The sequence below is a fragment of the Streptomyces sp. NPDC002057 genome, assembly GCF_040296665.1.
GTDB lineage: Bacteria > Actinomycetota > Actinomycetes > Streptomycetales > Streptomycetaceae > Streptomyces.
Window position 1 is genome coordinate 15,377 of the sequence record NZ_JBEOXR010000036.1, and the last position, 13,948, is coordinate 29,324.

Below are 13,948 nucleotides of genomic sequence, written 5' to 3' on the forward strand. Positions count from 1 at the left end.
GCCGCCTCTCAGGCGGCCCCGCCGTTCAGTTCGAACCACACCACCTTGCCCACCTCCTGGTCCTCGACTCCCCAGGAGTCGGCCAGGGCCTCGACGAGGACGAGCCCCCTGCCGTGCGTACCGTCGTCGGCGGGCGGTACGTGCGGTGGCGCGAGTCCCGGGACGAAGTCGCGGACCTCGACCCTCAGCTGTTCGGGCACGACCGTCGCGGTCACGACGGCCCCGTGCTCGGTGTGGATCAGGGCGTTGGTCACCAGTTCGCTGGTGAGCAGCTCCGCCACGTCGGAGGCGCCCGGTCCGCCCCACTTCCGCAGCAGTTCGCGCAAGGCGTGTCGCACCTCCGGCACCGCGGTGAGATCCGCGCATCCCACCTTTCTGAGAAGTTGAGTCGGCTGTCGTGCCTCCCCGGCCATATCCCCCCACCCACAGATCGCGTCGAACAGGCTCACGGGGATGCATGCCCCGCCAAATCGTCCGCATTCCCTCAGAGTCGGGGCACGTTGCGCAGGTTGGAGCGCGCCATCTGGAGCATCCGGCCCACGCCCCCGTCCAGGACGATCTTGCTGGCGGAGAGGGCGAAGCCGGTCACCATGTCGGCGCTGATCTTCGGCGGGATGGAGAGCGCGTTGGGGTCGGTGACGACGTCCACCAGGGCCGGGCCCTTGTGCTTGAAGGCGTCCTTGAGGGCGCCGCCGAGCTGTTTGGGCTTCTCGACCCGGACGCCGTAGGCACCGGCGGCGCGCGCGATGGCCGCGAAGTCGGGGTTCTTGTTCGTCGTTCCGTACGAGGGGAGTCCGGCGACCAGCATCTCCAGCTCGACCATGCCGAGCGCGGAGTTGTTGAAGACGATCACCTTCACGGGCAGGTCGTACTGCACGAGGGTGAGGAAGTCGCCCATCAGCATGGAGAACCCGCCGTCGCCGGAGAGCGACACGACCTGACGTCCCCGGTCGGTGAACTGCGCGCCGATCGCCTGCGGCAGCGCGTTCGCCATCGAGCCGTGGCTGAACGAACCGATGATCCTGCGCCGCCCGTTGGGGGTGAGGTAGCGGGCCGCCCAGACGTTGCACATGCCGGTGTCCACCGTGAACACGGCGTCGTCGTCGGCAAGTTCGTCGATCACGGAGGCCACGTACTCGGGGTGGATCGGGACGTGCTTCTCGACCTTGCGGGTGTACGCCTTGACGACGCCTTCGAGCGCGTCGGCGTGCTTCTTGAGCATCTTGTCGAGGAAGCGGCGGTCGGTCTTGGCGCGGACGCGCGGGATCGCGCAGCGCAGGGTCTCCCGGACGTCCCCCCAGACGGCGAGGTCGAGCCGGGAGCGGCGGCCGAGGCGTTCGGGCCGGACGTCCACCTGCACGATCTTCACGTCGTCGGGCAGGAAGGCGTTGTACGGGAAGTCGGTGCCGAGCAGGATCAGCAGATCGCACTCGTGGGTGGCCTCGTAGGCGGCGCCGTACCCGAGGAGCCCGCTCATGCCGACGTCGTACGGGTTGTCGTACTGGATCCACTCCTTGCCGCGCAGGGCGTGGCCGACCGGCGACTTGATCCGCTCGGCGAACTGCATCACCTCGGCGTGCGCCCCGGCCGTGCCGCTGCCGCAGAAGAGCGTCACCCTCTCGGCCTCGTCGATCATGCGCACGAGGGCGTCGATCTCGGCGTCCCCCGGACGGACGGTCGGCCGGGTGGTGACGAGCGCGGTCTCCACGGCCTTCTCCGGCGCCGGCTGGGAGGCGATGTCGCCGGGCAGCGAGACCACGCTGACGCCGCCCTGGCCGACGGCGTGCTGGATCGCCGTGTGGAGCAGCCGGGGCATCTGCTTCGGGTTGGAGATGAGTTCGCTGTAGTGGCTGCACTCGCGGAACAGCTGGTCGGGGTGGGTCTCCTGGAAGTAGCCCAGGCCGATCTCGCTCGACGGGATCTGCGAGGCGAGGGCCAGCACCGGGGCCATCGAGCGATGGGCGTCGTACAGCCCGTTGATGAGGTGCAGGTTGCCCGGTCCGCAGGAGCCCGCGCAGGCGGCGAGGCCGCCGGTGATCTGGGCCTCGGCGCCGGCGGCGAAGGCGGCGACCTCCTCGTGCCGCACCTGGATCCAGTCGATCTCACGGGTACGGCGGATGGCGTCGACGACCGGGTTGAGGCTGTCACCGACGACGCCGTACAGGCGCCGCACGCCCGCGCGGACGAGGATGTCGACGAACTGTTCCGCCACGTTCTGTTTGGCCATGGCTCCATCAACACATGGCCCGGCGGGTTACGCCTCCCAGACGCCCACCCCCGTACGGTCGTCGGCGTAGCCGGTCACCCTCAGCTGGGTGTCGGCGAGGAAGGCGGCCAGGCCGGGCGCCTCGGTCTCGCCCCAGCGGGCGGCCAGCTCGCGGGCGAGGCCCGGTTCGCCGCGCATCGGCTCGGCGAGGCCGGGCGAGGCGAGGAGCAGGGTGTCACCGGGGCGGGCGACGGAGGCGCGGAAGCGGAACGGCTCGGCGGGCGGGGGTACGGGCTCCTCCACGAGCGGCCCGGGAGCGGTCGTGATGCCGAGGTCCATGGTGAGCCGGTCGCCCTCCTCGGTCTCGGCGGCGACGTCCCGAGCGGGCGGCGAGCCGAAGCCCACGACGGGGGCGCCGGTGACGGCGGTGGGCTCGGGCAGGAGCGGTTCGATGTCCTGCCAGGCGCCGTCGCGGAGCCGGAAGAGACCGCCGCCGCCGATGCCGAAGAAGACCCGGGTGCGGCACGCGGGGTCGGCGGGGACCAGCAGGCAGCGGAGGGTCGCGGTGTACTCGTCGGGAGCGAGGCCCCGTTCGGCGGCGCGGGCGCGGAGCTTGCCGTACGTGCGGTCGGTGAGCCGGTGCAGTCCCGACTTGAGGTCGCCGCGACGGCCGGACCTGATGTCGTCGGAGAGCCGGGCGTGGCTGCGGCAGACGGCCTCGGCGATCCACTCGCAGGCGTCGGCGGCGGCGAGGTGGGCGTCCTCGGCGGCGCGGGAGCCCGCGGCGACGGCGACGAGGACGAGGGCGGTCTCGTCGTGGCCGAAGCGGGCGGTGAGCAGGGCGTCGCGGCGGGGCTCGCCCCGGTAGCGCGCGGAGTCCCCGCGCACGGAGGCGGCCCGCAGGGTGCAGGTGCCGTAGCGGGCGCCGTCGAGCACGGTGTCGGCGACCAGTTCGCCGAGCTCTCCGGGCCGGGCGACGGGAAGCGCGGTCGGCTCGGCCTCGTAGGTGGGCGGTCTGCTCCCGACGAAGCCGGTACGGGGCCGGGGCACGGGGACCTCGACGGTGAGGTCGTGCCCCGCCTCGAACCGCCCCTCGGCGCGAGGCTCTCCCGGCTCGGGCTCCGGGGGCACCGGCACCTGGACGGTGGACGCCTCGACGGGCGGGGCGACCGGGGGCGGCGGGGGCGGCGCGGGAAAGGTCTGCGGCCCTTCGGGGGGCGCCTCCCAGGGCGCCGGACCGGAGACGAGCGGCACGGAGCCGGACGTGGGCCCCGACACGGGGGCCGGACCGTCCGGCAGGTGCGGCCCGGCGGGCGCGGACGGCGGTACGGAAGGCGCGGGCGGCGGTACGGAAGGCCTGGCGGTCGGGGCCGGCGGTGAGGGCGGCGCGGCGGTGGGGACCGGCGAACCGGGAGGCCCGGCGGTCGGGGCCGGTGATCCGGGAGTCGCGGCGGTCGGGGCCGGTGGCGGTGAGGGCGGCGGTACGCGGCCCGGCGGGGGCGATGGGGCCGGTTCGGCCGCCGGGGCCCGCGGGGCCGTCGTGGCTCGGGGTGCCGTCGCGAAGTGGTCGTCGAGGGTGTCACCCGAGGCCGTCGGGGCCGTGTCCGGCGCCGACTCGTCGTAGAGCTTGTCCCACCAGTTGTCCCCCTGCTGAGTCATGCCCTTATTGTCCACCGCTCACGGCGCCCGAAAACGGGACATCGGGAAAACCGTTGCTGCGAATGGGTGGTCCGCCGGGCGGCCCCACCCCCCACGGGAAGGACGCCCGGCGGACCGGCGTGATCAGCGCACGTCGTAGGCGCGGACCACGGTCTGGGTGACGGAGTTGCCGTTGGCGTCCGTCAGTTCGGTCCTCAGGGTGACGGGCTTGCCGGTCGCGCCCGCGTGGTTCACGGTCGCGCTCCACTTGCCGCCCTGCTGAGAGACCCGCGCTTCGGTCCAGGTCGTACCACCGTCGTAGGAGTACGAGAGCTTGGCCGAGGTGAGCGCTGCGGGGGTGTAGCCCGCGTGACCCGTCGCGGTGAGGCCGATGTGCTGGCCGTCGGTCGCGGCGAGGGTCTTGAGTCCGTCCTCCGGAAGGTCGTACCGGGGGAAGAGAATCGGGATGCCCTGAGAATAGACGCTCTCGTCAAGCTTGGAGGTGAATTTCCACGCCGAGTTGACGGAGGTGGAGCGGGCCCACACCTTGCTGCCGATCTTCATGGTGTTCTGTTCGAGGGTGTACGTACCGGCTTCGGCCGGTACCTCGAAGACCCCGGACGGCCAGCCGGTCTCGCCGATGACCTCGCCGTCGCGGCTCAGGCGGAGGTTGCCGAGGTCTCCGAAGGAGCCTTGCTCGGCGTGGTGGGTGCTGTCGCCCCACATGGCGTCGGCGAAGCCGATGAGGTTGCCCTGCCGCTCGGAGACGAGGACCGGCCTGCCACCGCTGTCGCGCGGCGCGGTGGGGGCGATGACGTCGTCGTACCACCGCTCGGCGCGCTTCTCGCCGGGCCGGTAGGTGTGACGGGCGCCGATCATGATCTCCCCGAACGGGAAGCTGCTGTTGACCATCTGCTGCCAGGCGGTGTCACCGGTGGAGTAGTACTCGGTGCGGGTGCCGGGTGCCGGGACGGTCTCCATCGAGCCGAAGGAGACGCCGACGCCGTTGGGGCGGCGGGCGGCCGGGAAGTCGGTGAAGTCGGCGGTGATGCCGGCCGAGCCGTAGGTGGAGTCCGTGCGGCCGAGCCGGGCGTCGCGCACCCGGTAGTCCTTGTCGCCGCGGACCTGGCCGGTCTCGGGGAAGGCGAGGCTGTAGACGTACGGGCTCTTCGCGGTGGCCTTCCAGGCGAGGGTGACCTCGCCGGCCCTCAGCCTGTCCAGGAGCGCGGTCGCCTCGGTGGACGGGACGGAGACGACCGGCAGTCCGAGCCCGGCGAAGCCGCCCGAGGGGTACCAGCGGCCGGCGGCCGTGTGGTGGACCACGACGGCGACGGCGCCCGCGGCCTTGGCGTCCCGGGCGAGGACGCCCGCGCTGTTGGAGTCGTCGGGAAGGCGGACCAGGGCGACACGGCCCCGGACCCCGGCGGCGGCGAGTTCCGCGGGAGTGCCGGTCCCCGCGTCGACGAGGCGGGCGGAGCCCGTGCCGTCGAGGTTGTCCGAGCCGAGGGTGGCGGTCAGCGGGTGCAGGGCCAGACCGTCGGTGGTCCGCAGCGAGGTGATCTGCGGGGCGGCGGTCCGCCAGTAGCTGCCGAACTCGAAGTCGCCGTCGTGCGCGGCGCCCTCGACGGAGGCGTAGTAGCCGCGGATGGTGCGCGGGCCCGCGGCGGTGCCGGCGTGCAGCCAGGCGTCGTCCCAGGAGCGGGCGAACGCGAGCGTGGCGCCCCGGAGTTCGGAGGCCTGGTCGGTGGTCACCGACAGCTTGTGGGCCTTGCGGGCGTCGAGGACGACCGTGGTGTCCTTCCTCAGCTCCAGCTGCGGCCGGCCGAGGTAGCTGAGCGAGTCGTTCAGCCTGGCGCCCTCGCCCGCGTCGGGCGTGGCGACGAAGGAGGAGAGGAAGTAGGCGCCGGGGCGCAGGCGGTAGACCTGGTCGGCGGATCCCTCGTTGAAGCGGCGCTCGCCGCTGGCGTCGTCGGTGCCGATGACGTCGAGGGAGGAGGCGCCGGAGGCGGGCCTGCCCTGACGGTCGATCAGCTTGACGCGGAGGGTGACGGTCTCGGGCTCCACGTAGAGGGAGAAGGGGGTCGAGACGTGGACGCCGCCCTTGCCGGTGGCGAGCACGCGGCCGGTGACGTCGCCGTACTGGGCGCGGTCGAGGCCGGCGGCGGGGTCGAGCTCCAGCGGGACCCTGACGGTGGCTCCGGCCGGGACGGTGACGGTGCGCTTGCCGAGGCGCGCGACCGAACTCCGCACGCGGGAGCCGTCGTTGCCGGTGACCTTCTCGACGGCGAGGTTCAGGGTGACCGGGGCGCCGGAGGTGTTGGTGTACGGGAGGGAGACCGTGGTGCGGTCGCTCCTGTCCTGCGGCCAGTTGAAGGTGCCGCCCTGGACGGCGGAGGCGCCGAGGACCTTCTGGTCGATCGCGGCCTTGACGTCGAGGCGGCCGCCGCCGACCTCGCGGACGTCGCCGGGGAGGTCGCTCTCGGCGGAGGAGACGAGGGCGGCCTTGACCTGCTGGGCGGTCCAGTCGGGGTGGCGCTGCTTGACGATCGCGGCGGCGCCCGCGACGTGCGGGGTCGCCATCGACGTGCCGGACATGGACTGGTACGCGTAGACGCCCCGGCCGCCGGCGGCGGCGGCGGAGATGGCGACGCCGGGCGCGGCTATCTCGGGCTTGAGGGTGTGGGTGACGATCGTCGGGCCGCGGCTGGAGAAGTACGCGGTGGAGTCGTCGCGGTCGGTGGCGCCGACGGTGAGCACGCTGGGCGCGCAGCCGGGCGAGGAGACCGTGTTGAGGGTCGGCCCGGCGTTGCCGGCGGCGATGACGAACAGCGTGCCCTCGTTCCGGGCGAGCTCCTCGGCCGCGACGCTCATCGGGTCGGTGCAGTCGGTGGGGACGGGGCTGCCGAGGCTCATGGAGACGACGTCGGCGCCCTGCGCGACGGCCCACTCCATGCCCGCGATGATCCAGGAGGCGGCGCCGGAGCCGGAGTCGTTGAGGACCTTGCCGTTGAGGAGGGCCGCGCCGGGGGCGACGCCCTTCTTCTTTCCGCCGCTCGCCGCGCCGGAGCCGCCGACGGTGGAGAGGGTGTGGGTGCCGTGGCCCTGGCGGTCGCCGGCGGTCTCGGAGTCGGTGAAGTTCTCCGAGGCGGTGACCCGGCCCTTGAGGTCGGGGTGCTCGGCGTCGGCGCCGGTGTCGAGGACGGCGACCTTGGTGCCGGTTCCGTCGTAGCCGGCGGCCCAGGCCTCGGGGGCGTGGACCTGGCGGGTCGAGCGCTCCAGGGTGGCCTGGACCTTGCGGTCGAGCCAGAGCTTCTTGATCCCGGCGGCGGAGCGGGCCGCGGGGGCGTCGAGCTCGGCCCAGAACGTGGCGGCCTGCTTCTTCTCCGCGGTGAGCGCGACACCGCCGACGGTCCTGAGGACCTGGCCGCGCTTGGCGCCGCGCGGGGCGGCGGGGACGGAGCGGGCGAGGTCGGAGCCGTAGACCGCGATGAGGGGCAGCGTCGTGGTGGCGGCGTCGTCGTAGCCCTGGCGGACGAGCCCGGTGACGTTGAAGAGCTCCTCGTCGACGCGTCCGGCGGCGAGCGCGGCGGTGGCGTCCTCGGGGTAGACGTACAGGTCCTGGCCGGAGCGGCGGGTCTGGACCAGGGGGACGGTGCCGTCCTCGCGGGGCAGGGCCGTGGCGGCCGGGTTTCCGTCGGCGTCGCGGGTGACCACGACGCGGTCCCCGGTGACGAGGGTCACCGTGGCGGCCCGGTCCCCGGCGCGCGCCGAGGCCTCGCCGCCTACCAGCGGTCGCTTGCCGGCCGTGTCGTCCTGCGGCGCATTCGCCATGGACGGCGCGACCGCGGTGACGGCCAGGACGGCGGCGGTCGCCGCCCCCAGGGCCGTACGCGAAATCGGGCGCATCGCTCTCCCCATCTGATTCCGGAAAAAGGGCACAAGGCACCCGTCTCCGGAGGCTGTTGGTGCTGCGGTGGCGCCACATTGGCAGAGGTGAGGGCGGTACAGGGATGATGGGCAAGGCGGGAATACGCCGTGGCCGTTTCCCGCCAGGTCACCAACGGAACGAATGCCTCCGGTGAATGTCCCGGGAAGATCCGGGGCGCACCGCCGGAGGTACGGCGAGGGGTGGGGCATCCATGCTGGGAGCGATAGGACTCGACGAGCGCCAGGAGTCCGCGTACCGGGCGCTGGTCGCGCTGGGCGCGGCCGAGGTGACCGACCTCGCGCACCGGCTCGCGCTGCCCGAGCAGGACACCGAGCGCGCGCTGCGCCGCCTCGAGTCGCAGGGGCTCGCCGCCCAGTCCTCGGCCAGGACCGGCCGGTGGGTGGCGGCGCCGCCCGGGGTCGCCCTGGGCGCGCTGCTCACCCAGCAGCGGCACGAACTGGAGCAGGCGGAGCTGACGGCGAAGCTGCTCGCCGAGGAGTACCGGGCGGAGGCGGCGGAGGCGGCCGTCCACGACCTGGTGGAGGTGGTGACCGGCGCGAGCGCCGTCACCCACCGCTTCCTGCAGCTCCAGCTGGGCGCGCAGGAGGAGGTCTGCGCCCTGGTGACGGGCAAGCCGATCGCGGTCTCCGGCATGGAGAACGACGCGGAGGAGCAGGCCGCCGGGCGGGGGGTGCGCTACCGGGTGGTGATCGAGCGTGAGGTGCTCACGCTCCCCTCCGGGCTGCTCGAACTCTCGGCGGCGCTCGGCCGTGAGGAGAGGATCCGGGTCGCGGACCGGGTTCCGACGAAGCTGGTGGTCGCCGACGGGAACCTGGCGATGGTGCCGCTGACCGGGCGGGGCGCGGAGCCGGCGGCGATCGTCGTGCACGCGAGCGGGCTCCTCGAATCGCTGATGGGCCTGTTCGAGTCGGTGTGGCGCGAGGCGCTGCCGCTGAGACTCGGGGCGGGCGCGCAGATCACCGAGGACGAGGCGCCGGGCCCGGACGTGATGGACCTGGAGATCCTGTCGCTGCTGCTCGCCGGGATGACGGACGCGAGCGTGGCGAAGCAGCTGGACCTGGGGCTGCGGACGGTGCAGCGGCGGGTGAAGGGGCTGATGGAGCTGACCGGGGTGACGACCCGTCTGCAGCTGGGCTGGCACGCGTACGAGAAGGGCTGGGTCGCCCGGGGCTGAGACCGGCCCCGCGGGCCTGTTTGCCGTAGGCGACCGAGCGCGGGGCCGTGTGCCGTACGCGACCGAGCGCGGGGCCTGTGTGCCGTACGCGACCGAGCCCGGGCGGACCACCGGGCGGCCCGGACGCGACCGAGCCCGGAACGCACCCCGTATGCCGCGCGCGACCTGCGGGGACGCCGGTTGTGGGGGACCCTGGCTGCGTGGGTGTGTGGCAGCTCCTGATGATCGCGACGGTGATGCTGCTCGGCCTGTTCGGGGTACTGGCCCCCGGCGTGCCGGGGACGTGGCTGGTGTGGGCGGCGATGCTCTGGTGGTCGCTCCACGAGCGGACCGACCTCGCCTGGATCCTGCTGGCCTCCACGACCGGGCTGCTGCTCCTCACCCAGGTGGTCGTCTGGCAGCTGCCGCCCCGCCGCTTCCGGGGCGTGGGCATCACCCGGCGGATGGTGACGTACGCCGGGGCGGGCGCGTTCCTGGGGTTCCTCCTGATCCCGGTCGTCGGCGCGATCCCGGGCTTCGTCGGCGGGATCTACCTCTCGGAACGGCTCCGGCTCGGCGGCCACGGCCAGGCCGGGGCGGCGACCAGGACGGTGATGCGGGCGGCCGGCACGAGTGTGCTGGTCGAGCTGTTCGCCTGTCTGCTGATCGTGGGGGCGTGGGCGGGCGCGGTGTTCGGGGGCTGAGATCCCCCGGACGGCCCAGGCCTCCGGGGTCCTAGGACCCCGGAGGGAGCCGGAATCCGTCCCCCTGCCGATCCCCCGCGCACCCCGGCGGCGGGATGCTGGACGTATGAGGGATTTCGAAGGCTTCGACGAGGCGGAACGCGCCTATCTCACGGGCGGCCGGCAGCTCGCCCGGATGGCCACCGTCGACCCGTCCGGTCAGCCGCAGGTCAACCCGGTGGGCTTCTTCCCGCAGGAGGACGGCACCGTCCTGGTCGGCGGGCTCGCCATGGGCCGTACGAAGAAGTGGCGCAACCTGCGGGAGAACCCGAAGGTGGCGCTGGTCGTCGACGACCTCGCGAGCGTCCGCCCCTGGCGGGTGCGGGGCGTCGAGATCCGGGGCGAGGCGGAGCTCCTCGTGGGTCCGCACGCGCTGGGCCCGCACTTCAGCGAGGAGGTCATCAGGATCCGTCCGCGCCGGATCCACAGCTGGGGGCTGGACGCGGCCCCCGGGGCGGAGTCCTGAGGTAGCGGGCGGCGTAGGAGCGCCAGGGGCGCCACTCCTCCGCGTCAGGTCCGCCCGGCGGGGCCACGTCCGGGTCGCCGAGGGCCCGCATCCGGATCAGGGCGGCGGCCCCGGCGCTCACGCCGGGTACGGCGAGGAGGGCGGCCTCGGCCTCGTCGCGGTCGGCGCCCGGGTCGAGGCGTACGGCTCCGTCGGCGAGCGCGCGGGCCAGCGGTCCCGCGACGGGGTGGCCGGTCAGGGCCCGGGGCTCGGGGAAGACATGGGTGAGGGTGCCGCAGGCGGTGGCCAGCGGGGTGCCGTGCGGCTCGACGAGCCGGGCCGCCTCGGCCGCGCCGAGAACGGTCCGCAGGGCGAACTCCTCCGGTTCGGCCGTGCCCGGCGACCGCACGCCGGGCCGGGCGGCCACCTCGGCGGCGAGCCCGGGCGACGCCCCGAGGCGCTCGGCGACCGCGTACGGGTCGGCGTCCAGGTCGAAGAGGCGGCGCAGCCGGTGCACGGCGGTGGTCAGGTCCCGCAGCTCCGTGAGGTGGATCCGGGCGTCGAGCCAGCGTCCGGCGGAGCGCTCGTCGACGGAGACCACGCCGGTGCCGTACGGGAGGCGGAGCGTGCGCCGGTAGGTGCGGGCGCCGGGGGGGCCGACGACCTCCTCCACGCGGGGCACGGCCTCGGCCGCCAGCAGGTCGAAGACCTCGCCGGCCCCGTACGGGCCCCGGTGGGCGAGCCGCAGCGGGACCCCGGCGGCGAGCGCGGTCCGGGCTCCCGCGCCGCTGCCCGCCTCGGCGCGCAGGTCGGTGGGGGTGCGGGCGTAGACGGCGCGGATCGTCTCGTTGAACTGGCGGACGCTGGCGAAGCCGGCCGCGAAGGCGATCTCGGTCACCGGGAGACCGGTGGTCTGGAGCAGCAGGCGCGCGGTGTGCGCCCGCTGGGCGCGGGCGAGCGCGACGGGCCCGGCGCCGAGCTCGGCGGTGAGCTGGCGCTGGACCTGGCGGGTGCTGTAGCCGAGGCGTCCGGCGAGGCCGGGCACGCCTTCGCGGTCGACGACGCCGTCGCCGATCATCCGCATGGCGCGCCCGACGACATCGGCCCGTACGTCCCAGGCGGCGGAGCCGGGGACGGCGTCCGGCCGGCAGCGGCGGCAGGCCCGGAAGCCGTGGCCCTGGGCGGCGGCGGCCGTCGGGAAGAAGGCGACGTTCTGCCGTTTGGGGGTGACGGCGGGGCAGCTGGGGCGGCAGTAGATCCCGGTGGTCCGGACGGCGAAGAAGAACTCTCCGTCGAACCGCGCGTCCCTGCTGCTGACCGCCTCGTAGCGGGTGTCGTCGTCCCTCACGGGTTCCAGTGTGCGGCCGCCGACCGACCGGGGCTCGCGGTTTTCGGACACCGTGCCCCGGGGTGCGTGGTGCCGGACCCCACGCGCGCCCCCGGGGTCGCGGGACCCCGGGGGCGCGCGTACGGGCTAGCTCAGCCGGCCACTGCGCTTGAACTCTCCGGCGGCGCGGCCCGCGTCCCCCTTGCGCTTCCAGTCCTTACGGATCTCGTTGCGCAGGCGGGCGTCGGTCTTGGCCACGAGCCGCTGGTTCTCGCGCAGGAGCTTGCGGAAGCTCTCCAGCCGGCGCACGGGCAGGGTGCCGTCGTCGATGGCCGCGAGCACCGCGCAGCCCGGCTCCGCCTCGTGGGCGCAGTCGGGGAAGCGGCACTGCCCGGCCAGCTCCTCGATCTCCGAGAAGACCTGGCCGACGCCGGTCTCGGCGTCCCAGAGGCCGACGCCGCGCAGCCCGGGGGTGTCGATGAGGACTCCCCCGCCCGGCAGCACGAAGAGGTTGCGGGTGGTGGTGGTGTGGCGGCCCTTGCCGTCGACGTCACGGGCCGCCTGGACGGTCATGACGTCGTGGCCGACGAGCGCGTTGGCGAGGGTGGACTTCCCGGCGCCGGAGACGCCGAGCAGCACGGTCGTGCCGCCGGCGACCACCGCGGCGAGCACGTCGAGTCCCTCGCCCGTGGCCGAGCTGAGGGGCACCACCCGCACGCCGGGGGCGACGGTCTCGACGTCGTCGACGAGGTAGGACAGCCCGACGGGATCGGGCACGAGGTCCGCCTTGCTGAGGACGACGGTCGGCTGGGCGCCGGACTCCCACGCCAGGGCGAGGAAGCGTTCGATCCGGCCGAGGTCCAGCTCGACGGCGAGCGAGACGGTGATGACGGCGTGGTCGACGTTGGCCGCGAGGATCTGGCCCTCGGACCGCTTGGAGGAGGTGGACCGCGCGAACGCGGTCCGGCGCGGCAGGCACGCCCGTACGTATCGGGGGTCGCCGACGCCCTCGGGGTCGACGGCGGCCCAGTCACCGGTGCAGACGACCCGGAGCGGATCGTGCGGGGTCACGAACGCCGTGTCGGCGCGCACGATCCCGTCGGCGGTCGCGACGTCGCACTGACCGCGATCGACCCGGACGACCCGTCCGGGGACGAGCCCCTGGGCGGCGTACGGCGCGAAGGCGGCGGCCCAGCCGGAGTCCCAGCCGTGGGCGTCGAGCAGCGAGGAGGAAGAGGTGACGGGGGAAAGCGGGAAAGACAAGGGGGACCCTTCACAGGGGTGGCCCCGGCACTGTGGGTGAGAAGAGTGAGGTCAGCCGGTGGCCACGGAGGTGGTGTGGATGAACTTCTGCGTGAGGGCAAGGCCCGTCGTGACGACAGCCATCGGTCACACCTCCTGTGGGTCTTCTCGCGTGGATCTTCGCGATCTCGTACGGGGAAAACCGTAGCGGCACCGCTTCGGCGGGCGCCACCGGTTTTTCTCGGGATGCCGGCGGGGGCGGTCGGCCGCCCCCGCCGGGGTCAGCGGGGGGTCAGCAGGCGCGGTAGCGGTACGAGCCGCCGGGGGCGCTCACGTCGAGGTCGCGCTGGACGACGGAGAGCTTGGCGCCCCAGCCGGAGCAGGCCCTGCTGTAGCCGGTGCCGGTGTACTCGATGACGTAGACCCGGTTGGCGTACGCCGCCGCGAACGCCTCGCACTCCTGGTACTGGCCGCACTCCTCGGCCACCGCGAAGTCGAAGCCGATCGTCTTCCGCTCGGGCAGCAGGTCGGTCGTGTTCTTCTGGCCGATGGCGAGTCCGGCGGCGTGGGCCCGCTGGGCCAGGAGCCGGGCGAAGGCGGCGTTGTGCTGCTTCGTCAGCCGGTTGCCGGACCGCTCGTAGGAGTCGAGGTTGTCGGGCTCGACGGCCTGGAAGCCGCTCTTGGCGCAGCCGTCGATCCAGGCGCCGACGATCTTCGCGAGCCGGTTCCGCTTGTCCGCGGTGGAGGTGTCGAGGAGCACCTCGCCCCAGTCCTCGTCCTGGACGGGCTTCCTGGAACGATCCCGGAGCAGCAGGTCGGGCTGGTTCCGCTGCCACCAGTCGAGCGCGTCCGGCTGGGTCTGGAAGGCGTTGACGTAGCAGATGTTGTAGAGCCCGGCGGCGGGCTTGGCCGTGCGGTCCCGCGAGACGATCCCGACGTTCTTCGGCGGGGTGTAGGCGCTGCCGATCTGGTAGTCGAACTGCCGGTTCGCGGTCGGCGGGGTCACCTTCGCGGCGACCGCCCTGACGGGAGCGGAGGCCTTCGCCGTGGGGGGCTCGGCGCCGCCGCCCGAGGCGGAGGCCTGGGTGAACAGGACACCGGCGCCGAGCGCGGTGACGACACCGGCGGCCAGCGCGGCCCGGGTGGACTTCCTGCGGTGGAACGGGGTGGGGGAATGCTTCGGCACACGTTCTCCAGCACGAGGAGCGAATGGATGTCCGTAGCCTGCTCGTTCGATCGTGAGGA

The 13,948-nt window shown here is 73.7% G+C and carries 10 protein-coding genes; 3 read left to right on the forward strand and 7 right to left on the reverse strand.

Going from position 1 to position 13,948, the window contains the following annotated elements:
• Positions 1 to 8: 8 nt before the first annotated feature.
• From ABT129_RS25110 to ABT129_RS25125, 4 genes are all read right to left on the reverse strand, one after another.
• A complete protein-coding gene (locus ABT129_RS25110; protein ID WP_351905685.1) occupies positions 9 to 413 on the reverse strand; it encodes an ATP-binding protein in 405 nt (134 codons plus the stop codon).
• Between the two features lie 71 nt (positions 414 to 484).
• Positions 485 to 2,227 (reverse strand): pyruvate dehydrogenase, encoded by a 1,743-nt coding sequence (locus ABT129_RS25115; protein ID WP_351905688.1) that lies wholly within the window; start codon positions 2,225 to 2,227, stop codon positions 485 to 487.
• Between the two features lie 27 nt (positions 2,228 to 2,254).
• A complete protein-coding gene (locus ABT129_RS25120) occupies positions 2,255 to 3,865 on the reverse strand; it encodes a protein phosphatase 2C domain-containing protein (RefSeq protein ID WP_351905691.1) in 1,611 nt (536 codons plus the stop codon).
• A 123-nt stretch (positions 3,866 to 3,988) separates the two neighbouring features.
• A complete protein-coding gene (locus ABT129_RS25125; RefSeq protein WP_351905694.1) occupies positions 3,989 to 7,750 on the reverse strand; it encodes a S8 family peptidase in 3,762 nt (1,253 codons plus the stop codon).
• Between the two features lie 233 nt (positions 7,751 to 7,983).
• Here ABT129_RS25125 and ABT129_RS25130 point away from each other — a divergent pair, with 233 nt between their 5' ends.
• The 3 genes from ABT129_RS25130 to ABT129_RS25140 all read left to right on the forward strand — a co-directional run bounded on the left by ABT129_RS25130 (position 7,984) and on the right by ABT129_RS25140 (position 10,155).
• Complete coding sequence (locus ABT129_RS25130) at positions 7,984 to 8,967, forward strand: helix-turn-helix domain-containing protein (protein ID WP_351905697.1); 984 nt, start codon at positions 7,984 to 7,986, stop codon at positions 8,965 to 8,967.
• 200 nt (positions 8,968 to 9,167) lie between these two features.
• Positions 9,168 to 9,650 carry a DUF456 domain-containing protein gene (locus ABT129_RS25135; protein ID WP_351905700.1) on the forward strand — a complete coding sequence of 161 codons (483 nt, stop codon included), beginning with the start codon at positions 9,168 to 9,170 and terminating at the stop codon, positions 9,648 to 9,650.
• A gap of 106 nt (positions 9,651 to 9,756) precedes the next feature.
• Complete coding sequence (locus ABT129_RS25140) at positions 9,757 to 10,155, forward strand: PPOX class F420-dependent oxidoreductase (RefSeq protein ID WP_351905703.1); 399 nt, start codon at positions 9,757 to 9,759, stop codon at positions 10,153 to 10,155.
• Here the strand turns inward: ABT129_RS25140 and ABT129_RS25145 are convergent.
• The 3 genes from ABT129_RS25145 to ABT129_RS25155 all read right to left on the reverse strand — a co-directional run bounded on the left by ABT129_RS25145 (position 10,091) and on the right by ABT129_RS25155 (position 13,889).
• The gene (locus ABT129_RS25145; protein ID WP_351905706.1) at positions 10,091 to 11,482 is read right to left on the reverse strand and encodes a bifunctional transcriptional activator/DNA repair enzyme AdaA; all 1,392 of its coding nucleotides are present in this window, start codon (positions 11,480 to 11,482) and stop codon (positions 10,091 to 10,093) included. The two genes, ABT129_RS25140 and ABT129_RS25145, sit on opposite strands and share 65 nt — an antisense overlap.
• A gap of 126 nt (positions 11,483 to 11,608) precedes the next feature.
• The gene (gene rsgA, locus ABT129_RS25150; protein ID WP_351905709.1) at positions 11,609 to 12,724 is read right to left on the reverse strand and encodes a ribosome small subunit-dependent GTPase A; all 1,116 of its coding nucleotides are present in this window, start codon (positions 12,722 to 12,724) and stop codon (positions 11,609 to 11,611) included.
• A 271-nt stretch (positions 12,725 to 12,995) separates the two neighbouring features.
• The gene (locus tag ABT129_RS25155) at positions 12,996 to 13,889 is read right to left on the reverse strand and encodes an endo alpha-1,4 polygalactosaminidase (RefSeq protein ID WP_351905712.1); all 894 of its coding nucleotides are present in this window, start codon (positions 13,887 to 13,889) and stop codon (positions 12,996 to 12,998) included.
• Between the last annotated feature and the right edge of the window lie 59 nt (positions 13,890 to 13,948).

What these genes read in the sequence shown, in the direction of transcription:
- ABT129_RS25110 (WP_351905685.1), bottom strand. Translation starts at nt 413, where the DNA reads ATGGCCGGGGAGGCACGACAGCCGACTCAACTTCTCAGAAAGGTGGGA.
- ABT129_RS25115 (WP_351905688.1), bottom strand. Translation starts at nt 2,227, where the DNA reads ATGGCCAAACAGAACGTGGCGGAACAGTTCGTCGACATCCTCGTCCGC.
- ABT129_RS25120 (WP_351905691.1), bottom strand. Translation starts at nt 3,865, where the DNA reads ATGACTCAGCAGGGGGACAACTGGTGGGACAAGCTCTACGACGAGTCG.
- ABT129_RS25125 (WP_351905694.1), bottom strand. Translation starts at nt 7,750, where the DNA reads ATGCGCCCGATTTCGCGTACGGCCCTGGGGGCGGCGACCGCCGCCGTC.
- ABT129_RS25130 (WP_351905697.1), top strand. Translation starts at nt 7,984, where the DNA reads ATGCTGGGAGCGATAGGACTCGACGAGCGCCAGGAGTCCGCGTACCGG.
- ABT129_RS25140 (WP_351905703.1), top strand. Translation starts at nt 9,757, where the DNA reads ATGAGGGATTTCGAAGGCTTCGACGAGGCGGAACGCGCCTATCTCACG.